Annotated in this window: 21 protein-coding genes and 1 tRNA gene; 12 read left to right on the top strand and 10 right to left on the bottom strand. The window is 61.9% G+C overall.

Annotated features, from left to right (window positions below; all coding sequences use genetic code 11):
• Window positions 1-15 precede the first annotated feature (15 nt).
• Together EP379_RS03510 and ssb are read left to right on the top strand one after the other, a co-directional pair.
• Complete coding sequence (locus EP379_RS03510; RefSeq protein WP_232023963.1) at window positions 16-1,386, top strand: MFS transporter; 1,371 nt, start codon at window positions 16-18, stop codon at window positions 1,384-1,386.
• A 67-nt stretch (window positions 1,387-1,453) separates the two neighbouring features.
• Window positions 1,454-1,936 carry a single-stranded DNA-binding protein gene (ssb, locus tag EP379_RS03515; RefSeq protein WP_127475903.1) on the top strand — a complete coding sequence of 161 codons (483 nt, stop codon included), beginning with the start codon at window positions 1,454-1,456 and terminating at the stop codon, window positions 1,934-1,936.
• A 130-nt stretch (window positions 1,937-2,066) separates the two neighbouring features.
• Here the strand turns inward: ssb and EP379_RS03520 are convergent.
• Window positions 2,067-2,143 (bottom strand) — tRNA-Pro (locus EP379_RS03520).
• A 10-nt stretch (window positions 2,144-2,153) separates the two neighbouring features.
• On the bottom strand, window positions 2,154-3,122 hold the full coding sequence (ispB, locus tag EP379_RS03525) for an octaprenyl diphosphate synthase (RefSeq protein ID WP_127475905.1): 969 nt from the start codon (window positions 3,120-3,122) through the stop codon (window positions 2,154-2,156).
• A 225-nt stretch (window positions 3,123-3,347) separates the two neighbouring features.
• Between ispB and rplU the strand changes: the two genes are divergently transcribed.
• The 4 genes from rplU to proB all read left to right on the top strand — a co-directional run bounded on the left by rplU (window position 3,348) and on the right by proB (window position 6,340).
• A complete protein-coding gene (gene rplU, locus EP379_RS03530) occupies window positions 3,348-3,662 on the top strand; it encodes a 50S ribosomal protein L21 (RefSeq protein WP_127475908.1) in 315 nt (104 codons plus the stop codon).
• Window positions 3,663-3,680: 18 nt separating this feature from the next.
• Entirely contained in the window at window positions 3,681-3,941 is a 261-nt protein-coding gene (rpmA, locus tag EP379_RS03535) for a 50S ribosomal protein L27 (RefSeq protein WP_127475910.1), read from the top strand.
• A gap of 173 nt (window positions 3,942-4,114) precedes the next feature.
• Window positions 4,115-5,200 carry an Obg family GTPase CgtA gene (gene cgtA / locus EP379_RS03540; RefSeq protein WP_127475912.1) on the top strand — a complete coding sequence of 362 codons (1,086 nt, stop codon included), beginning with the start codon at window positions 4,115-4,117 and terminating at the stop codon, window positions 5,198-5,200.
• A 15-nt stretch (window positions 5,201-5,215) separates the two neighbouring features.
• A complete protein-coding gene (gene proB, locus EP379_RS03545) occupies window positions 5,216-6,340 on the top strand; it encodes a glutamate 5-kinase (protein WP_127478819.1) in 1,125 nt (374 codons plus the stop codon).
• 97 nt (window positions 6,341-6,437) lie between these two features.
• Here the strand turns inward: proB and rpsT are convergent, their stop codons facing one another.
• Window positions 6,438-6,698, bottom strand: a complete 261-nt coding sequence (rpsT, locus tag EP379_RS03550) for a 30S ribosomal protein S20 (protein WP_127475914.1) — start codon at window positions 6,696-6,698, stop codon at window positions 6,438-6,440.
• A 156-nt stretch (window positions 6,699-6,854) separates the two neighbouring features.
• Between rpsT and murJ the strand changes: the two genes are divergently transcribed.
• From murJ to ispH, 6 genes are all read left to right on the top strand, one after another.
• A complete protein-coding gene (gene murJ, locus EP379_RS03555; protein ID WP_127475916.1) occupies window positions 6,855-8,414 on the top strand; it encodes a murein biosynthesis integral membrane protein MurJ in 1,560 nt (519 codons plus the stop codon).
• Window positions 8,415-8,462: 48 nt separating this feature from the next.
• The gene (gene ribF, locus EP379_RS03560) at window positions 8,463-9,431 is read left to right on the top strand and encodes a bifunctional riboflavin kinase/FAD synthetase (RefSeq protein ID WP_127475918.1); all 969 of its coding nucleotides are present in this window, start codon (window positions 8,463-8,465) and stop codon (window positions 9,429-9,431) included.
• Window positions 9,428-12,289: an isoleucine--tRNA ligase gene (ileS, locus tag EP379_RS03565; RefSeq protein WP_127475920.1), complete on the top strand. Its 2,862-nt coding sequence runs from the start codon at window positions 9,428-9,430 to the stop codon at window positions 12,287-12,289. Before ribF ends, ileS begins: the two co-directional genes overlap by 4 nt.
• 24 nt (window positions 12,290-12,313) lie before the next feature.
• Window positions 12,314-12,778 carry a signal peptidase II gene (lspA, locus tag EP379_RS03570; RefSeq protein ID WP_127475923.1) on the top strand — a complete coding sequence of 155 codons (465 nt, stop codon included), beginning with the start codon at window positions 12,314-12,316 and terminating at the stop codon, window positions 12,776-12,778.
• A 65-nt stretch (window positions 12,779-12,843) separates the two neighbouring features.
• Window positions 12,844-13,284, top strand: a complete 441-nt coding sequence (locus tag EP379_RS03575) for an FKBP-type peptidyl-prolyl cis-trans isomerase (RefSeq protein WP_127475925.1) — start codon at window positions 12,844-12,846, stop codon at window positions 13,282-13,284.
• The gene (gene ispH, locus EP379_RS03580) at window positions 13,281-14,219 is read left to right on the top strand and encodes a 4-hydroxy-3-methylbut-2-enyl diphosphate reductase (protein WP_127475927.1); all 939 of its coding nucleotides are present in this window, start codon (window positions 13,281-13,283) and stop codon (window positions 14,217-14,219) included. The genes EP379_RS03575 and ispH overlap by 4 nt, the downstream gene beginning before the upstream one ends.
• 131 nt (window positions 14,220-14,350) lie before the next feature.
• Here ispH and EP379_RS03585 read toward each other — a convergent pair whose 3' ends face one another.
• The 7 genes from EP379_RS03585 to EP379_RS03615 form a co-directional block, all read right to left on the bottom strand.
• Window positions 14,351-14,782 carry a type IV pilin protein gene (locus tag EP379_RS03585; RefSeq protein ID WP_127475929.1) on the bottom strand — a complete coding sequence of 144 codons (432 nt, stop codon included), beginning with the start codon at window positions 14,780-14,782 and terminating at the stop codon, window positions 14,351-14,353.
• 37 nt (window positions 14,783-14,819) lie between these two features.
• Window positions 14,820-15,113: a hypothetical protein gene (locus EP379_RS03590; RefSeq protein ID WP_127475931.1), complete on the bottom strand. Its 294-nt coding sequence runs from the start codon at window positions 15,111-15,113 to the stop codon at window positions 14,820-14,822.
• Between the two features lie 53 nt (window positions 15,114-15,166).
• Entirely contained in the window at window positions 15,167-18,700 is a 3,534-nt protein-coding gene (locus EP379_RS03595) for a pilus assembly protein (protein ID WP_127475933.1), read from the bottom strand.
• 63 nt (window positions 18,701-18,763) lie between these two features.
• Entirely contained in the window at window positions 18,764-19,294 is a 531-nt protein-coding gene (locus EP379_RS03600; protein ID WP_232023964.1) for a pilus assembly PilX family protein, read from the bottom strand.
• Window positions 19,295-19,305: 11 nt separating this feature from the next.
• Window positions 19,306-20,262 carry a PilW family protein gene (locus tag EP379_RS03605; protein WP_127475935.1) on the bottom strand — a complete coding sequence of 319 codons (957 nt, stop codon included), beginning with the start codon at window positions 20,260-20,262 and terminating at the stop codon, window positions 19,306-19,308.
• 2 nt (window positions 20,263-20,264) lie between these two features.
• Window positions 20,265-20,729, bottom strand: coding sequence for a type IV pilus modification protein PilV (pilV, locus tag EP379_RS03610; RefSeq protein WP_127475938.1), 465 nt, complete (start codon window positions 20,727-20,729; stop codon window positions 20,265-20,267).
• 25 nt (window positions 20,730-20,754) lie between these two features.
• Window positions 20,755-21,204 (bottom strand): GspH/FimT family pseudopilin, encoded by a 450-nt coding sequence (locus tag EP379_RS03615; protein ID WP_127475940.1) that lies wholly within the window; start codon window positions 21,202-21,204, stop codon window positions 20,755-20,757.
• Window positions 21,205-21,214 lie beyond the last annotated feature (10 nt).

Raw genomic sequence — 21,214 nt, forward strand, 5'->3', positions numbered from 1 at the left:
GGAACGAATCCACCGATGATCTCTATCTCCATGACGGCGAAGGAACGCCATGCCGCCGCCGCACTGGCCGGCATCTTCGGCGTGCGCATGCTGGGCATGTTCATGATTCTGCCGGTGTTCGCCCTGTATGCCGAACATCTTGCCGATGTCACGCCGTTGCTGATTGGCGTGGCCATCGGCATCTACGGCCTGACCCAGGCGCTGCTGCAGATTCCCTTCGGCATGGCCTCGGACCGCCTCGGCCGCAAGCCGGTGATCGTTGCGGGTCTGTTGCTGTTTGCCGCAGGCAGCGTGGTGGCGGCGCTGGCGGACTCGATCCACGGCGTGATCATCGGCCGCGCGCTGCAAGGGGCGGGTGCAGTGGCGGCGGCGGTGATGGCGCTGGTGGCGGATCTCACCCGCGAGGAACACCGCACCAAGGCCATGGCCTTCATCGGCATGAGTATCGGTCTGTCCTTCGTGGTGGCCATGGTGCTGGGTCCCGTGCTGAACCAGTGGTTTGGCGTACCGGGTATCTTCTGGCTTACCGCCGTGTTGGCCCTGGGCGGCATCGCGCTGCTTCTGCTGGCGGTGCCCAATCCGCCCCACACCCAGCGTCACCGCGACGCTGAGCCGGTAGCCGGGCAGTTCGGCCGTATCCTGTGTGACGGCCAGCTGCTGCGTCTGGATTTCGGCATCCTCACCCTGCACATGGTGCTCACCGCCAGTTTCGTGGTGGTGCCCCTGGTATTGCGCGACATCGGTTTTGCCCCGGCGCGGCACTGGTTGCTCTATCTGCCGGTGATGGTGCTGGCCATTACCCTCGCCATTCCCTTCATCATCGTGGCGGAGAAGAAGCACAAGCTGAAGCAAGTGCTGTTGGGGGCGATTGCAGCACTGGCGCTGGCCATGCTCGGCATGGGCGTGCTGGGCGAGAGCCTCGGTGCCATGGCCCTGTGGCTGCTGCTGTTCTTTACCGCCTTCAACCTGCTCGAGGCCACCCTGCCTTCCCTGGTCTCCAAATTCGCCCCGGCCGATGCGCGCGGCACCGCCATGGGGGTGTACAGCAGTTCGCAGTTCATCGGCGCCTTTATCGGCGGCACCGTAGGTGGCGGGCTGCACGGCCTGTATGGGCTGTATAGCGTGTTTCTGTTTGCCGCCGCCGCCCTGGGCCTGTGGTGGCTGGCGGCGCTGGGCATGCGCCAGCCGCGCTACCTGGCCAGCCATCTGCTCAAGGTCGGCACCATGGCGCCGTCCCAGGCCGCGATGCTTTCCGGTGAGTTGATGGCGGTGCGCGGCGTGGCGGAGGCGGTGGTCAACGGTGAGGAGGGGGTGGCCTACCTCAAGGTGGACAGCCAGCAGTTGGACCGGACCGCCTTGGAGCGGTATTCGCTGCCGGAGTCCTGATATACAATGCCCCGTCATGCCCAGGGAACGGGCACACAATCAACCAAGGTTCAGTGGAGACAGCAGCATGGCACGAGGCATCAACAAGGTAATTCTGATCGGCAATCTTGGCCGCGACCCCGAGGTCCGCTATACCCCCAACGGCGGCGCCATCGCCAATATCACCCTGGCCACCACAGACCAGTGGAAGGACAAGCAGAGCGGCCAGATGCAGGACCGTACCGAGTGGCACCGCGTGGTGATGTTCGGCCGGCTGGGCGAGATTGCCGGCGAATACCTGAAGAAGGGCTCCCAGGTGTACATCGAGGGCCGCCTGCAGACCCGCAAGTGGCAGGACCAGAGCGGCCAGGACCGCTATACCACCGAGATCGTCGCCAACGAGATGCAGATGCTGGGCAGCGCAGGCGGGCGCGGCGCCTCCAGCGCCGACTTCGGTCAGGAGGCCGAGTCGGCACCGCCGGCGCGACAGCCGGCCCAGGGCGGCGGACGCAGCAGCCCGGCAGGCAGCAGCAACAACTTCGACGGCTTCGACGACGATATCCCGTTCTGACCTGTGCGGCGGCGGTCAGGGCGAAGCCCCTTGGCCGCCGCCGGGCGACAGAAAACAAAAAACCCGCTGTCTTGTGACAGCGGGTTTTTTGTTTGTGCCGCACCGGCCGAAAGGCCGGGAACGACTTTGTTGGTCGGGGTGATAGGATTTGAACCTACGGCCCCTGCGTCCCGAACGCAGTGCTCTACCGGGCTGAGCTACACCCCGAAAATCATACTCAGTACGCGCGGGCGACCGAGAATTCCGCCAGCGCCGCCAGGGCCTGTTTGTAGGGCGAATCCGGGAAATTCGCCAGTTCGGCCAGGGCGCGATCGGCTTCCTGCCGTGCGGAGCGCGAAGTGTACGCGATGGCTCCGGTGGATTCAATGGCTGCGGTGATTTCCGCCATGTTTTCCCGCCCGCCGTTTTCGATGGCACGGCGAATCAGCGCGGCCTGCTCGGGTGTGCCGTGGCGCATGGCATAGATCAGCGGCAGGGTGGGTTTGCCCTCGGCCAGGTCGTCGCCGATGTTCTTGCCCAACTGCTCGCTGGAAGCGCTGTAGTCCAGCACGTCGTCGATGAGCTGGAAGGCGGTGCCCAGGTGCATGCCGTAGCGGGCCATGGCCTGCTCCTCATCCGCCGGACGCCCGGCCAGCACGGCCCCCAGCTGGCTGGCCGCCTCGAACAGCTTGGCGGTCTTGTAGTGGATCACGTCCATGTAGCGCTGTTCGGTGGTGTCCGGGTCGTGGCAGTTGAGCAGTTGCAGCACCTCGCCCTCGGCGATGGTGTTGGTGGCGTCGGACAGGATCTGCATCACGCGCATGCTGCCCACGTCCACCATCATCTGGAAGGCGCGGGAATAGAGGAAATCGCCCACCAGGACGCTGGCCTCGTTGCCGAATACGGCGTTGGCACTCTGCTGGCCGCGGCGCAGTTCCGAAGCATCCACCACGTCGTCGTGCAGCAGGGTGGCGGTGTGGATGAATTCCACTACCGCGGCCAGGTCGATGTGGTGGCTGCCCTGGTAACCCAGGGCGCGGGCCGCCAGCAGCACCAGTACCGGGCGCAGGCGCTTGCCGCCGCTGTTGATGATGTAGTGGCTGATCTGGTCGATGAGCACTACATTGGAGGCCAGGCGCTGCTGGATCAGCCGGTCGACGGCCTGCTTGTCGTCGGCAATCAGGTCCAGAACGTCTTGGATTTCCATGGTGGGCCGCTTGGATGATGGATAAAAAGTGAAGCAGGGCATGCTAGGTAAGGGGCGGGGGAGTGTCAAGCGGCGCGGCGAGGCGCTATACTTCCGCCCTTCCGGCCGCAGCGGCGGTTTCGCCTCATTTCGGGTTTGACCTGGGATGGTGAAGCCGCTAGAATTGCCGGTCTTTCGATTAGGTTTCGGCCCGGGCCCCTGGGCCGATCGTGTGGAGATTTCGTCATGTACGCGGTATTCGTAACCGGCGGCAAGCAGTACCGGGTGACCGAAGGTCAGACCCTCAAGGTGGAAAAGCTCCCCGTGGATGCGGGTGGCAACATCGAATTCGATCAGGTCCTGATGGTCGCCGACGGCGACAACATCAAGGTCGGTGCGCCCTACGTGGCCGGCGGCAAGGTCACTGCCAGCGTCAAGTCCCAGGGACGCGACGACAAGGTAATGATCATCAAGTTCCGTCGCCGCAAGCACCATCGCAAGCAGCAGGGCCACCGTCAGTACTACACCGAACTGCAGATCACCGGCATCAAGGCCGGCTGAACGCGGGAGTAAAGAGCAATGGCACACAAAAAGGCAGGCGGCTCCACTCGTAACGGCCGCGATTCCATCGCCAAGCGCCTCGGCGTGAAACGTTTCGGTGACCAGCTGGTGACCGCCGGCAACATCCTGGTGCGTCAGCGCGGCACCCATTTCCACCCGGGCCTGAACGTCGGCTGTGGCAAGGACCACACCCTGTTCGCCAAGGCGGATGGCCGCGTGGTGTTCGAGACCAAGGGGCCGAACAACCGCAAGTTCGTGAGCGTTATCCCCGCCGAATAAACCGGCAGTGGATGGCCGCGCAGAAAGCCCCGTCTTCCATGGCGGGGTTTTTTGTTTTGTAAGTCGCAAGTGACAAGTTCCAAGTGACAAGAAAAGGCCATAGCTGCCGCCCCTGTTACTGCCCCTGATATCTCACTTGCAACTCGACACTTGTAACTTGAAACTTTTCTTCCATGAAATTCGTTGACGAAGCCACCATACGCGTCGAGGCCGGCAAGGGCGGCAACGGCTGTGTCAGCTTTCGTCGCGAAAAATATATCCCCTTCGGCGGTCCCGACGGCGGTGACGGCGGTGATGGCGGCAGCGTGTTTCTGCGAGCCGTCGGCGCGCTGAATACCCTGGCCGATTTCCGCTTCGAGCGCCGCTTCAAGGCGCAGAACGGAGAGCCCGGTTCCGGCAACAACAAGACCGGCGCCAGTGCGCCCGATTTGACCATCGATGTCCCGGTGGGCACCGAGGTCTACGATGAGGACACCGGCGAGCTGCTGGGCGATCTGGTCAGCGATGGCCAGCTCCTCAAAGTGGCCCAAGGGGGCTTCCATGGCCTCGGCAACCTGCGCTACAAGAGCAGTGTCAATCGCGCCCCGCGCGAGTCCAAGCCGGGCACCCCGGGCGAGGTGCGCAATCTGCGCCTGGAGCTGAAGGTGCTGGCCGACGTGGGACTGCTGGGCCTGCCCAATGCCGGTAAGTCCACGCTGATCCGCGCTGTGTCCTCGGCCCGTCCGCGCGTGGCGGACTACCCGTTTACCACCCTCTATCCCAACCTCGGCGTGGTCAGCGTGGGCCTGCACCGCAGCTTCGTCATCGCCGACATTCCCGGCATCATCGAGGGGGCGGCGGAAGGCGCCGGTCTCGGCATCCAGTTCCTCAAGCACCTGGCGCGCACCCATCTGCTGCTGCACCTGGTGGACGTGTTGCCGCCGGATGACTCCGATCCGGTGGCGGCAGTGAGGGTCATCGAGCACGAGCTGGAGAAATTCAGCCCGGCGCTGGCGGCGCGCGAGCGCTGGCTGGTGATCAACAAGCTGGACCTGATCCCGGAAGAATTGCGTGACGAGTACTGCTGCGACATCGTGCAGCGCTTGGGTTGGACCGGCCCGGTGTTTCGCATTGCGGCCATTGCCGGCGAAGGAACCCGCGAGCTAACCTACCGCATCATGGAGCATCTGGAGGCGGAGCGGGCCAAGCTGCAGCCGCCAGCGCCGCCCCCGGAGCCGACCGCAGCAAACGAAGAACACTCTGCTCCCGAATCGGAGTAAGCACTCTTGACCGCCATGAACCGACGCCAGCAGCTTGCCCAGACCAAACGCTGGGTGGTGAAGATCGGCAGCGCCCTGTTGACCAACGACGGGCGTGGTTTGAACCTCGACGGCATCAGCGCCTGGGTGGAGCAGATGGCCGCCCTGCGCAAGCGCGGCATCGAGGTGGTGCTGGTGTCTTCCGGCGCCGTGGCCGAGGGCATGGCGCGGCTGGGCTGGAAGAAGCGTCCGCAGGCGCTGCACGAGCTGCAGGCGGCTGCCGCAGTGGGACAGATGGGCCTGGTGCAGGCCTACGAGTCGCGCTTCAAGAACTTTGACTTGCACACCGCTCAGATCCTGCTCACCCACGACGACCTCTCCAACCGCAAGCGCTATCTCAATGCGCGCAGTGCCCTGCGCACCCTGCTGGAACTGGGGGTGGTGCCGGTGGTGAACGAGAACGACACCGTGGTCACCGACGAGATCCGCTTCGGCGACAACGACACCCTGGCGGCCCTGGTGGCCAATCTGGTGGAGGCCGACCTGTTGGTGATCCTTACCGACCAGGCCGGCATGTACGACAAGGACCCGCGCAGCAATCCCGACGCCAGGCTGCTGCACGAGGTGCAGGCCGGCGATCCGGCGCTGGAATCCATGGCCGGCGGCAGTGCCGGCGCCCTGGGCCGCGGCGGCATGCTCACCAAGGTGCGTGCCGCGCGCCTCGCCGCCCGTTCCGGCACCGAGACGGTGATTGCCTATGGCCGCGAGGACAAGGTGCTGGACCGTATCATCGGCGGTGAGATGCTGGGCACCCTGTTCACCCCCGACCTGGAGCCGATGGTGGCGCGCAAGCGCTGGCTGGCCGGTCACCTCCAACTACGCGGCAAGCTGGTCCTCGATGCCGGTGCGGTGCGCGTGCTGCGCGACTCCGGCCGCAGTCTGCTGGCGGTGGGGGTAAAGGCCGTGGAGGGACGTTTCCTGCGTGGCGAGATGGTGTCCTGCGTCGACGAGCAGGGGCATGAAGTGGCGCGGGGCCTGGTGAACTACAGTGCCGAGGAGACGGCCAAGCTGATGGGCCAGCCCACCAGCCGCATTCAGGAACTGCTCGGTTACGTGGACGAGGAGGAACTCATCCACCGCGACAACCTGATCCTGGTTTGATGCAGTTCCATGTCGGGCGCAACCCCGGCCTGCAAGGAGCAGCGCGAACAAAAAAGCCGGTCAGAGACCGGCTTTTTTAACGATCAGGCGCGAAAACTTACAGGGCGCGGATGCGGCTGTTCAGACGGCTCTTGTAGCGGGCGGCCTTGTTCTTGTGGATCAGGCCCTTGCCGGCCATCTTGTCCACGACGGGAACAGCTTCCTTGTAGGCCGCCTCGGCCTGGGCCTTGTCACCGCTGCCGATCGCCTTGAGCACCTTCTTGACGAAGGTACGCATAGCGGAACGCTGGGCGTTGTTCTGCTCGCGATGCTTTTCAGCCTGACGCGCGCGCTTCTTTGCTTGTGCGGAATTGGCCAAGACGGTACTCCCAAAATACGGTCAAAAAGTCGAAGGGCGCATAATATGCTGTTTTTGCCCCGCGCTGTCAATGCCGGGGTGCGAGAAAATTGGCGGGGCGGCGGGCCGGCGCGGTAGTATAGCGGCTTTTGCGGGCGAGACAGAAATTCAGGGGACATGAGCGCCAAACTGCTGAAATCCACCGCCGTGGTGGGCGTGATGACCCTGCTGTCGCGGGTGCTCGGCCTGTTGCGCGACATGGTGTTCGCCAATGTGTTCGGCGCCGGCAGTGGCACCGACGCCTTTTTCGTCGCCTTCAAGATCCCCAACTTCCTGCGCCGGCTGTTCGCCGAGGGGGCCTTCTCCCAGGCCTTCGTGCCGGTGCTGGCCGAGGTCAAGACCCAGCGTGGCCTTGCCGAGGTGCGGCGGCTGATTGCCGACGTGTCCGGCGCCTTGGGGATGGTGCTGTTGCTGCTCACCGCCCTGGCCCTGCTCGCGGCGCCGGGCCTGGTAACGCTGTTTGCCCCCGGTTTTCTCGACGAGCCGGCGAAGTTTGCGCTCACCAGCGAGATGCTGCGCATCACCTTTCCCTACCTGCTGTTCATCTCCCTGACCGCCCTGGCCGGTGGCATTCTCAATACCTATGGCCGCTTTGCCGTGCCGGCCTTCACTCCCGTGTGGCTGAACGTCTGCATGATTGCCGCCGCCTGGTGGGCGGCGCCGTTGTTCGAGACACCGATCGTGGCACTGGCCTGGGGTGTGTTCGTGGCCGGTGCGGTGCAACTGGCCTTTCAGCTGCCGTTTCTGGCCCGCCTCGGTCTGTTGCCGCGGCCACGCTGGGGCTGGAGCGACCCGGACGTGAAGCGCATCCTCAAGCTGATGCTGCCGGCCATCTTCGGCTCGTCGGTGGTGCAGATCAATCTGCTGCTCGACACCATCATCGCCTCCTTCCTGGTCAGCGGCAGCGTGTCCTGGCTGTATTACTCGGATCGGCTGGTGGAGTTTCCCCTCGGCGTGTTCGGCATCGCCCTGGCCACGGTGATCCTGCCCAGCCTGTCGCAGAAGCACGCCGCCGCCGACCCGGAGGCCTTCGCCCGTACCCTGGACTGGGCGCTGCGCTGGGTGGTGCTCATCGGCACGGCGGCGACCGTCGGCCTGATCCTGCTCGCGGGTCCCCTGCTCACCACCCTGTTTCAGCACGGCGAATTCGGCACGCACGACGTGCGCATGGCGACCCTCAGCCTGATGGCCTTCGGCGCGGGGCTCCCGGCCTTCATCCTGGTGAAGGTACTGGCTCCGGGGTTCTATGCGCGGCAGGACACGCGCACACCGGTACGCATCGGCATCTACGCCATGGTGGCCAATATGGGGCTGAACCTGTGCCTGGTGGTGCCCATGGTGCTGGCCGGCTGGGAAGGGCCGCACGCCGGCCTGGCGCTGGCCACCGCCTTGTCGGCCTGGCTCAATGCCGGCCTGCTGTTCCGTCGTCTGCGCCGCGACGGGGTCTACCATGCCCAGCCCGGCTGGAGCCATCTGTTCGCTCAGGTACTGCTGGCGGCACTGGCCATGGGCGGGTTGCTGTGGTGGGGGTTGGGCAGTCTGGAGCAGTGGGCGGCATGGAGCAGCGCGATGCGGGTGGAGCAACTTTTGCTGTGGGTGCCCCTCGGCGCCGTCGTCTATTTTGCCGTGCTGTTGCTGTTCGGCGTGCGGCCGCGGCAGCTGCTGGGGCGCGGATGACGGCAAACTCCTTTATAATCACTGCCCTTTAATTCTTCGTTGTCCGTCATGGAGCTTATTCGCGGCCTGCACAATCTATCCGCCCGTCACCACGGCTGTGTCGCCACCATCGGCAATTTCGATGGTGTCCACCTCGGCCACCAGGCGGTGCTGGGGCAACTGGCGGAGAAGGCCGACGAATACGGCGTGCCGACCACGGTGATCACCTTCGAGCCGCAGCCGCAGGAGTATTTCGCGCCGGACAATGCCGTGCCGCGGCTGACGCGCCTGCGTGAGAAGATGCTGGCCTTGCGCCGCTTCTCTGTCGATCGCGTGCTGTGCCTGTCGTTCAACCGGCGGTTGGCAACATTGCCGGCGGAGGCGTTCATCGAACGCATTCTGGTCGACGGGCTCGGCGTGCGCTATCTGGTGGTGGGCGACGATTTTCACTTCGGTGCCGGACGCCGGGGCAACTTTGCCATGTTGCAGGCGGCGGGCGAGAAGTACGGTTTTCAGGTGGCGCACATGCACACCTTTACCCTGGGCGGCGAGCGCGTCTCCAGCACGCGCATCCGTCAGGCACTGGCGCGCGGTGACATGGAGCAGGCGGAACAATTGCTGGGGCGGCCCTATCGCATGTGCGGCCGCGTCGCCCACGGCGACAAGCGCGGTCGCACCATCGGCTTTCCCACCGCCAATATCCGCCTGCACCGCAAGGCCTCGCCCATCAGCGGGGTGTTCGCGGTGGAACTGTTCGGCGTCGATGGTGAGCCATGGCGCGGCGTGGCCAATGTCGGCGTGCGCCCAACGGTGCAGGGGCTGCGGCCGCTGCTGGAGGTACATCTGTTCGACTTCAGCGGCGATCTCTATGGCCGTCATGTGTACGTGGATTTCCTGCACAAGCTCCGCGACGAACAGCGTTTCGACTCGTTCGAGGCGTTGAAGCAACAGATTCTGGTAGACGCGCAGCACGCGCGTGAATTTTTCTCCTGGCAGGACACCAAGTCTGCCGGCAAGCCAATGAGTGACATACCGTGAGTGACTACAAGCACACACTGAACCTGCCGGAAACCGATTTTCCCATGCGCGGCGATCTTGCCAAGCGCGAGCCGGAGATGCTCAAGCGCTGGGAGGCGATGGATCTGTACGGCAAGCTGCGCCGGGCCGGCGCGGGACGTAGAAAGTTCATCCTGCATGACGGTCCGCCTTATGCCAACGGCAATATCCATATCGGCCATGCGGTGAACAAGGTGCTGAAGGACATCATCGTCAAGGCGCGCACCATGGCCGGTTTCGATGCGCCCTATGTGCCGGGTTGGGACTGCCACGGCCTGCCCATTGAACTGCAGGTGGAGAAGAGTATCGGCAAGGCCGGTGCCGCAGTGACGCCCGCCGCCTTCCGCAAGGCCTGCCGCGAGTACGCCGCGGAGCAGGTCAACGGCCAGCGCGAAGACTTCAAGCGCCTGGGTGTGTTCGGTGACTGGGACCATCCCTATCTCACCATGGATTTCAAATTCGAGGCCGACATCATTCGTTCCCTCGGTCGCATCATCGAGCGCGGCCACCTGCACAAGGGCTCCAAGCCGGTGCACTGGTGCGTGGACTGCGGCTCGGCGCTGGCCGAGGCCGAGGTGGAGTACGAGGACAAGACCTCGCCGGCCATCGACGTGCGCTTTACCGTGCTGGATGACGAGGCCTTCATGGCGCGCGCGCATCATGTGGAAGATCATGAAGGCAAGGGACCGATCAGCGTGGTGATCTGGACCACCACACCGTGGACCCTGCCGGCCAATCAGGCGGTGGCCCTCAATGCCGACTTCGATTACGCCGTAGTGCAGTGCGATGGCGTCGGTGAGCACGGCCCGGAGCGGTTGGTGCTGGCGGAGCCGATGGTGAAGGACGCGATGGCGCGGTATGGCGTTGCCGATTACCGCATCGTTGCTTACTGCAAGGGTGCGGCGCTGGAAGGGCTCAAGCTGCAGCATCCGTTCTACGAGCGTGAGGTTCCGATCATTCTCGGTGATCACGTCACCCTCGAGGCGGGCACGGGCGCCGTGCACACCGCGCCCGGGCATGGTCAGGAAGACTATGTGGTCGGTTCGCGCTACCACCTCAAGGTGGACAACCCGGTGGGCGGCGATGGCAAGTTCCTGCCCGGTACGCCGCTGTTCGAAGGCCAGCACGTATTCAAGGCCAATGATTCGGTGCTGGAGGTACTGCGCACGCGTGGTGCACTGGTGCATGCCCATGCCCTGCGCCACAGCTATCCGCACTGCTGGCGCCACAAGACGCCGATCATCTTCCGCGCCACGCCGCAGTGGTTCATCAGCATGGATCAGAATGGCCTGCGCCAGGGGGCGATGGATGCCATCAGCGCCATTGGCGAGGCGCACGGATGGATCCCGTCGTGGGGGCAGTCGCGCATCGAAAACATGGTCAAGGGACGTCCCGATTGGTGCATCTCGCGCCAGCGCACCTGGGGCGTGCCCATCGCCCTGTTCGTGCACAAGACCAGCGGCGCGCTGCATCCGGATACCTCGCGCCTGATCGAGGAGGTCGCCAGGCGAGTGGAGCAGAAGGGCATCGATGCGTGGTTCGAGCTGGATGCCGCCGAACTGCTTGGTGCCGAAGCGGCCGATTATGACAAGGTGACCGACACGCTGGATGTCTGGTTCGATTCCGGCGTCACCCATGCCTGCGTGCTGGAGCAGCGCGATGGCCTGCAGTGGCCGGCCGATCTGTATCTGGAGGGCTCCGACCAGCATCGCGGCTGGTTCCAGTCCTCGCTGATGACCGCGGTGGCGATGACCGGCAAGGCGCCCTACAGGGCCGTGCTGACCCATGGTTTCACCGTCGACGCCAAGGGACAGAAGATGTCCAAGTCCAAGGGCAACGTGGTGGCCCCGCAGAAGGTGGTAAGCAGCCTCGGTGCCGATATCCTGCGCCTGTGGGTGGCCTCCACCGACTACCGCAGCGAGATGACCATCTCCGACGATATCCTCAAGCGTACCGCCGATGCCTATCGCCGCATCCGTAACACGGCGCGCTTCCTGCTGGCCAACATCAAGGGGTTCGATCCGGCCGTCAATACGGTCAACTTCGCGGACATGGTGGCGCTCGACGTGTGGGTGGTGAATCGGGCCATCGAGTTGCAGAAGGAGATACTGTCGGCCTATGAGCGATATGAGTTCCATCTAATCTATCAGACATTGCACAATTTCTGTTCAGTCGATCTCGGCTCCTTCTATCTGGATGTGATCAAGGACCGTCAGTACACGACGCAGGCCGATTCCATCGCGCGCCGTTCCACCCAGACGGCGATGTACTACATCCTCGAGATGATGAGCCGCTGGATGGCGCCGATCCTCAGCTTTACCGCCGAGGAGATCTGGCAGCACCTTCCCGGCGCACGGGATGAATCGGTCTTTCTGGCGACCTGGTATGAGCTTTCCGCTGATGCTGATGCGGGAACCGCTCCGGCCATGGATATGGCGTACTGGCAGCAGGTAATGGCTGTGCGTGACGCTGTCTACAAGGAGTTGGAGCGGGTACGCGCGGCTGGCGGCATTGGTGCCGGTCTCGAGGCCGAGGTGGACCTTTACTGCGGCGCCGAGCTCTATGCGCAACTGGCACAATTGGGTGATGAACTGCGCTTCGTGCTGATCACCTCTTATGCGCGCGTCCATCGGGAAATTGCGCGGCCGGCATCGGCGGTGTATTCCAAGCTGGAGAGCGGCGACGAGATGTGGATTCTGGTGACGCCTTCGGAGCATCCGAAGTGTGTGCGCTGCTGGCACCGGCGCGAGGATGTCGGTAGCCACGCCGAGCATCCGGAGTTGTGCGGCCGCTGCATCGACAACGTCGCCGGCAGCGGAGAGACAAGGCGCTTTGCGTGATATGCGCGCAGCGGGAGCAACTCGATGCTGAAATGGTTGTGGCTGTCGGTCGTGGTGATTGCTCTGGACCAATTCACCAAGGTGTTGGCCACGGCCAAGCTGGCCCTGCATGAACCGGTGGCGGTGTTGCCGTTGTTCAATCTGACCCTGATGCACAATACCGGCGCCGCGTTCAGCTTCCTGAGCCAGGCCGGTGGCTGGCAACGCTGGTTTTTTGTGGCCATTGCCGTTGCCGTCAGCGCGGCACTCATTGCATGGCTGCGTCAGCTGCAGCGGCATCAGGTGTGGCTGGCGGCGGCTCTGGCACTGGTCCTTGGCGGCGCCTTGGGCAATGTATGGGATCGCATCAGGCTGGGTTATGTGGTGGACTTTATCGATCTCTACTATGGTGACTGGCACTGGCCGGCATTCAACGTCGCTGATTCCGCCATTACTGTCGGGGCCATCATGCTGCTGCTTGACGCGTTACGTGGAGAGCGCAGCGCCTGATGCACAGTCTGCGCTCGAATGCCCGCCCGCCACAACGTCAGAAATGTCATCTCAGGAGTCCGCCGATGAACCCGGCAGCAGAAATCACTCGCGGCAGCCACGTCCGGTTGCACTACACCATCACGCTGGAAGACGGTACCGAGGCGGACAGCAGCCGTGGCGGTGAGCCGCTGGACTTCGTGCTGGGGGATGGAACCATGCTGGAAGGGCTGGAAGATTTTCTGCTCGGCATGCGGGCTGGGCAGCGCGCAGCATACAGCGTCAGCCCGGAGCAGGGATTTGGCTATCGAGACGCCGAGGCCGTGCATGTCATGCCGCGGAGCGATTTTCCGGCGGAGATGGAACTGGCCCCCGGGGTGATTGTCGCCTTCACCACCCCTGCCGGCGATGAGGTTCCCGGTACCGTAACGGCACTCGATGAGACGCAGGTGACGGTGGATTTCAATCATCCCCTCGCGGGACACACCCTGAATTTCGATGTGGAAATTCTGGCGGTGCAGGCATGAAGGTCATCCTCGCCAACCCACGTGGTTTTTGTGCCGGCGTCGATCGTGCCATCGAGATCGTCGAGCGGGCCTTGCAACTGTTCGGCGCGCCGATCTACGTGCGTCACGAGGTCGTGCACAACCGCTATGTGGTTGAGGACCTGCGTGCCAAGGGTGCGATCTTTGTCGACGAACTGGATCGGGTGCCGGACGGAGCCACTGTTATCTTCAGCGCCCACGGTGTCCCGCGTGCCGTGCAGCAGGAAGCACAGCGACGCGGTTTGCGTGTATTCGATGCCACCTGTCCGTTGGTAACCAAGGTGCATATCGAGGTGGATCGCCATGCCCAGGTTCACCACGAAGTCATCATGATCGGCCATGCCGGCCATCCCGAGGTAGAGGGCACGATGGGACAGTACGAGGGTGGCAATGCCGGCGCGATCTATCTTGTGGAAGATGCCGCTGATGTCGCTGCCCTGCAGGTAAAAAATCCTGAACATCTGGCCTATGTCACACAAACGACATTGTCCGTGGACGATGCCGCTGCGGTAGTCGATGCGTTGCGTGCACGTTTCCCGGCCATCCAGGGGCCACGCAAGGATGACATCTGCTATGCCACCCAGAACCGGCAGGATGCGGTCAAGCGCCTGGCGGCTCAGTGTGATGTGGTGCTGGTGGTCGGTTCACCCAACAGCTCCAATTCCAACCGCTTGCGCGAGGTATCGGCGCGCTGCGGCACGCCGGCGTATCTTATCGACACCGCCGAGGAATTGTTGCCTGAATGGGTGCAGGGAAAGCCCGTCATCGGCGTTACCGCCGGCGCTTCGGCGCCGGATGTCCTGGTACAGCAAGTGCTCGAGCGCCTGCGCCAACTGGGGGCCGACGAATTCGTTGTGGACGGCTGTGTGGTGGAGAACCATGCCTTTCCGTTGCCGAAGGAGTTACGCAAGGGTTAAGCCACAGAGAGCAATCAGCCCTTGCGATGCAAAAAGCCAGACCACCGGGTCCGGCTCTTGTCGGCCATCGGGTTGTGGGGCTTGGTATCAATTCGCCGCGTTCATCGTGCTCTCGTGCAGACACCTCCCTGCTATCGGCTCCAGCAGTAATCTACTGTTTTAGAGCCCGTTTCACCGCGAACGCCTGTGGATGAAAGGGTAAGGTTGCCGCAGTTTGCGTCACTGGCCATGCTGCCGACAGCCGTGGCCTGTAACATGTAGCTCGTACCGTCAGCGGCGGTGATACGCAGGTTGTAAAATGCGGTGCCTCCATCAATTGGTACCTGTGTTGCGTAAATCAGTGGAACTCCCGCGCCATCTGCAGCGCCGACATACGTGCTGTTGGACGTGAAGTAGCGTTCCATCGCATTAGCCAGCCCCATCAGGGCTGCTTGTGCCTCGGCCCGCCTGGATTTGCGTACCTGCTCTGTGTAGGTAGGATAGGCGATCGCGGCGAGGATGCCGACGATGGCTACGACGATCATCAATTCAATCAGGGTGAATCCGTGTTGTCTGTTTTTCATGAGACCTGCACCTTAGGATAGGTTGTGTGAGGCTTTCCTATTGCGGCAACCGATCATACACGTAGATATGTGTAACCGTTCGTGTTGTGTCTGAGTCTTGCCATGACAGCCCGATGGGTTGGCCAGGCTGCAGCAGGAATGGGTCAACAATCTGTCCGCCTTCTGCTGTTACCTTGACGCCTCGTGCGATATTGAACGATTCACCTCCGACCTGAATGATGCGCTGCTTGCTGTCCGATGCCTCCAACTCGCCGAGCAGTTGGGGCTGTGCCAGCACGCTGGCCGATACGAGGCAGAGCGGTGCGGCTAGTGCGATCGCGTGTCTGAGCATGATAATTATCCTCGATGACATTTGTGTGCAGAGCTTCTGCGATTAATGTTTGCTTAATCATCTATGGCCGGGCGCAGTTGTTTCCAGGATTCACGTCCTTCTTTGCCGCCGATGCTCATCGGTGGCAAGACTGTCCCGTCACCCAGATAGCCACGTTCGATACCCGCATCACGGATAGTGACCAATTCCTCACCGGTGCCACCACCCAGGCCGCTATAGTTTTCGCTATCGGTGAAATAACCATCCCGGTTCAAGTCATAGACAGCGAGCTGGTTGGCACCGCCATCGCTCAGCATAAGATCCATGATGAAACCGCTGCGGCCGCTGCTGCAGGGGTCGTTATTCGGGATCAGTGTGCTGAAGCGGACCCTGTTCTGGGTGAGTCCGGTCGGGAAGGTGGGCGCACTGATGACGCGCTCGCCCTCGGCATTACCGGCATATATGAGGTCGAGATACCAACCTTTGTGGGTCGCCAGCGCGTCGTTGCTGGACACCGTGCGCACGGTATAGGTGTAACTGCCAAAGGTGACATCGCCCTGCCAGGTAATCTCCTGTTGCAGCAACTCATTACGATTGACCAAGGTTGCATTGTCGATAATGCCGTACAGCGTCTGTACCTGGGTTGACGTGCTGTCCTGGTCGCGGAAGAAGCTACCCGTGCCGAACACGACCATCAGCGGGTTGTATTCGACATTCAGCAAAGGACGTGCACCGGGCCGGGTAGTAATGGGTTGCGGTGTGCCACCGGCGTCCCTGGCCTGGAACAGGACCATGCGGTTGCTGGAATGACTCCATTGGCTCTGATTGCCCGAGACATCAAAGCGCCACAGATTGCCTTGCAGATCGCCGGCATAGATGCGGCGGGTAATCATATCTCCCTCGGTCCAATCGGAGGCCAGCGGTGACGCCATCCCGTTGGGAGTGGCAGCACTTCCGATTCCGGTATCCACTTTGGACAGCAATGCACCATCGCGCAGACGCACGATGTAAAGCACGGCGCGATGGTTGGCGCTGTTGTAGCCATTGCCAAAGATCGCCGCCCAATCACCATTCATCATGCGTGCGATGGTTGGCTGCCCGACGTTATAACCGAGATCGGCGTCATTGAACTCCCACAATACCTTATTGCCGCTGGAGGTGGGATCGGTGACATCGAGTGCATACACAGTACGCCCACCCGCACCCATGGAACCTACCACCACCGTGCGCCAGCCGGCACTACCGCCGTTGGCCCAAGAGGTGGCATAAGCGTCGCCGACCGCCACTGTGCCATCCATGAAATAGCGATGGGTATAGTCCGGGTCCATCAGGCGGTTGATGCGGGCAAATGTATCCGTACCTTCCGGCAGGAGCAGGGTACTGGGCATGTAGGCAAAGACTTCCTCACCCGTTTCACCGTGGAACGCATGCAGCATGCCGTCGTTAGCCGCCACATAGATCATGTCCGGGCGGGTGGTGACGGGGGCTGTAGTGCGGAAGGTGATGTAGCTCGTACCCTCGGTACCCTCGAGTAGACGGTAGCCGAAGTCGATGTTGCCGGAAAACTGCGGGTTGGAGTTGATGATGTCGCCAAGGAGGCGCAACTCGCCGCTGCCTGAACGGTTGCGGAAGGACGCGTGGGCCGCGTCATTGCCGCGCAGCCAGTCGATGCGGTTGGCACCCAGGCTGTCCGTGGTGTTGGTCAGCGAGCGATTGAGGGCGGTCTGCTGTGCCGTGCTGAGGTTGGCAAGCTCTAGCGCCACGGTGGCATTGGTGGTGCTGTTGCGGGTGAAAATATTGCGCGAGGCAGGTGTGGTCGCCCGTAACTGCGCTTCTGCATCCCACGCGATGCTGCCCAGACTGCCGTCCGGATTGATATTGTGTGCGCTCAGCATGCCGGACCAGTCGCCGCTGCGGAAGCCGGCGGTATAGAGTTTGGTACCGGTGTGCAAGAACGCCGAACTGGCGGCTGCAGCGGTGGCGGAGCTTTCCACGCGTGCCACGATGGCATCTAGCACCTCGTTGAGTTGCGTGGCAAATGTTTCTGGATCACCAGCATTGAAGAAGCCGCCGCGTGAATTGATACTGGCGTGCAGCAGGTCGTCGATTTTTGCCGGTGAGGAGCCGAAAGGATTCGGCCAGCTGATAGCCGTTTCGTTGGTTACTGCATCCCATGCATCCTGCGGAACGATGGAACCGGTAACACCGAGGCCTATGCCGAAGGTAACCATGTGCTGCCAGAAGGCCTCATTCTGCGGGTTGGTGGGAACCTCATTGGCCAGGTCCGTACGCAGGTCGTTTTTCCAGTAATGCATGGCGACATCCGCCAGCGTGTTGGTGTTGCCATCCCGGTACGGGTCCTTGGGGATGTACTGGAACGTACTGCCATCCGGCGCGGTATGGACGGGGCCATTGGCATCGTCGGAGTTGCCTATGCCGCTGGGATCGGAGCCGTTCCAGTAACCGTCGGTCGTCAAGATGGAATAGCTCTGGCGGCACTGCAGGTGCGGTGTCGTGTCGTTGGTGCCGGGATTGGCACCCCAGGGGCCGCGGTTGTCGGTACGGCTGAAGTAGTTGCCGGCAGCCTGCAGTGACAGTCGCAGGGGCGTACCGGCTGCCGGGATATCTCTGTCATATAGCAGGTTGAAAAACTGCTCACGATCTGTGCCGGCGAAATGCCGAACGCCACGCACGATTTTGCTGGTGCCGACGCCATCCACGGTGGACCAGCCGGCGTTGATGGTGGCATAACCCACCCGCATACCTTCACCCTGCTGGGCGAAGGCGCGGCTGACACCGCCACGCGCGGCGAGGATGCGCGAACGGTAGTAGGTGTACCAGTTGGCGAAGTTCTGGATTTCCTCGGCGTAGGTACAGGTCGGTGCAGCAGCACAATCGGAGCGGTTTTCGCGGCCATGGCCGGTATAGGTCGCTGTGGTGCTGCGGATTTCCACTTTGGTGAAATTGGTCCAGGCATAGTTTGTGCTGCCATCATGCACGAAATAGACGGCGGGCCAAAAGGTCTGGCTTGCGGTGAAGGATGTGCAACCTGAAAACGAGAATACGTTGGTGACGGCATCACGGGTAATAGTGGTGCAGTTTCTCCAACTGGCGTTGCGCGTGTTGTTTGCCGTCAGATTTCGTGTGCCGCGCGCCGGGCGCAACGGGTTATGGTACGCGGCAGCCGGATCGGCATTGGGCATCAGCGCGCCGTTGTTGGCTGCTTGGGGCCAGGGCGTGTAGGTGATAGCCGGATCATAATACATGGGGTTGAATTGTGCGGTGCGGGTGAAGGCGCCATATACATCGCCGTCGGCAAAACTGGGGGCGCGGTCGGTGTAGCCTACGTTTGAGCCGTATAGATAGTTAATACGTCCGTACATGTAGTACGCCTCGTTTGAAATATGCTCGTCCGGCATGATCTCCCACTGCATTGACCCGGAGTCGTCAAGGATGAACATGATGTTCGGTTCGATGCTCGAGGTAACGAACAGCGGCGAACTGGCGATGTCGACCTGGGCCTGTGCGGGTGCAACGGTAACAAGGCCCAGGGCCAGACCCAGGGTCAGCCCCTTGATACTGCGGAGATGGGTCATATGGGTCTTCATGGTGATTCTCCTTGAAAACACGCTTAAATCGGGTGTTGGCGTAAGGCTGGTGGCAGTGCAGGGTCAAGGATCGATGGTGGACGATTGTACGATGGTGACAGTCGTCGCACTGCCACCCATACCGTAGGCCGTAACTTCATATCGCTTGCGGAACTTCGGCGGCAGAGCGCCCGGATTGATACGTATCAGTAGAGGAGGTCCCACATGATACACAGGGTTTGCCGCGACATTGTCAATACCGGCAACCGACCCGGTAGGCGCGGGGGTGACGCCGTCCCAGTTCTCGGGGTCCGGGCAATTGTCAGGACAACGCATGGGTTGGTTGGTTTCGGCCGTTGCCAGGTTGGCGGGATTCTGCAGCCAGCCTTCGCCGGCGCGCAATGCGGCCTCGGATGCTTGAAATGCAAGATTCATGTCACGGGTATTACCCGCCATGCGTTCTTCCAGGGTGGTTCCCTGCATAGCAACGGTGCCGATGATGGTCATCAGCAACAGGATAATGAGTGCAACGATAAGCGTTGCCCCCTGTTGTTGTGACAGGGCCGGGTGAATCGGGCGGCGCGGTCGGATATTCATTTTGCTAAACCGTTCCATGTCGTTATACCTCAGGGCAGGCGGTTGCGAATACCGACGGTGTTGGTGAATGTCCTGTACAGACGCTGATCAGGCATGACTTGATTTATGCCATCGTAGAAGACGGTTTGGGCTGCGGTCACCACACCATTATCAGGACCGGCAAGCAGCAGGCTGACACGCAGGGCCACCACGCTACTCCAGTCCGCTACGGTACCCGCCGAGACATATTGGTTAGGGACGCGATCATTGTCGGTGTCTATGCCATAGAGGATCTGCATGTTGACCACACCATCGACCAGTGGCTGGTCATCGCGGTATAGCGTTTCGCCAGACACAAAATAAACAAAGTCAGTGAATCTCATAACGAAGGCATCGGTGTTGTAGGCCTTGGAAAGAAAGTTGAATGTATTGACGTTGGAAGCGTGGGCGATCGTGATGGTGCCGGCAGCCTGGGAAACGTTGCTGGCACGGAAGATATCGACATCCTTGCAGTCGGAAATGAACAAAATATCGCCTGCTGCATAACAGGACGAGTCAGCGGTGAGCTGAATATTGGCATTGTTTGCCGTCATGTTACCGGACAGTCGTGCTTGGCAGCCGCCGCCACGACGGATGCTGACGGTGTCGGTACCATCCCTGACCGGGAGCCCGCCGATGCTCAGGCTGGAAACATTGTCCATGCCTGTGACGACAACGTCGTTGCTGAAGCCTCCGACGGGCGGCGGGTCGGCGATGATGTTGGGTTGCACAGAGTCCAGGCTGGCGCATCCCTGATAGCCAATCATGCGTATGTCGCGGGCCAGGAATTCCATGGCGAAACGACCGCTTTCCTGGATACGGGACATATTTTCGTTCAGCCGGTAGCTCTGCTTGCTGCCGAGAAAAATCTGGATTACCCCGGCCAGGAGGATCAGGCTGATAGTGATGGCTACCATCATTTCGACGAGGCTGATGCCGCTTTGAGAGATCTTTGCCCGCTGTTTCATAATCACAGTACCGTACTCATCGTGAACGTGACGGTGGAGTTGGATGCACGATCATCGAGCCACTGGATGGTTATGGTTACGATACCACCGGCAGCGGTGCTGACAGCGGCATCTCCGGCGGGTAGCAGCCGGGCCACATCGGCCTTCCATTGCCAGATGTCAAACCCGGCCAGCTGGGCTGGCGAGCAGACTACCGTGGCACAGTCCGTCGGGGCTACGGCGGCAACCCCAAGACCGATGTCGTAGTTCCCTGCCAGTGCAGTTACACGGTTGCTGCGCATACGATCGGCAATTTCATAGGCAAGCACCGTGGCCTGAGATCGTTCCTGGGCGCTGGAATTGTTGCGCAGGGCATTGAGCTGCAGGCTGGCCATGCCGAGCAGGCCGATGGCCAGGATCAGTACAGTGACCAATATCTCCATCAGACTGAAGCCCAGTTGTGCTGCCTGTGGATTTTTCCGGTTCATGGTCGGTGTATGTCTCATCGGGGGATTAATCACACACGAAATTGCCCATTGCCAGCCGGCCGGTGGCTGCGACGGTGATCTGGCGGCCTGTTTCGCCGGTACGGCCGCTATCGCAGACAGTAACGGTCAGCTGGGTGGCCATGCCGCTTCCGCGATAGGTGATGGCGGGTATGCTCCCTGTGATGGTTACGGTACCGGCGGTGGCGGGGAAAATACGAAGATCAGCCCCACCGGCTGCCACGGTCCAGCCGTTATTCCAGTCGCCACCCGTCGCCGTGACGGTGGCGTCTGCGCCACGCTTGATGGCCTCGCTGCGCGCCAGATTCAGCGCGATGACAACGTCATTCGCTCGCGTTGTCATGCGATTGTCCTGGAGCAACGTGTTGAAGCTGGGAACTGCGAACGACAGGACGATGGCCAGCACCACCAGGGTGACCATCACTTCGACCAAGGTAAATCCGCGTACGTTTTTCATGAGCAGAACA

Source organism: Sulfurivermis fontis (assembly GCF_004001245.1).
GTDB classification, from domain to species: Bacteria; Pseudomonadota; Gammaproteobacteria; order Thiohalomonadales; family Thiohalomonadaceae; genus Sulfurivermis; species Sulfurivermis fontis.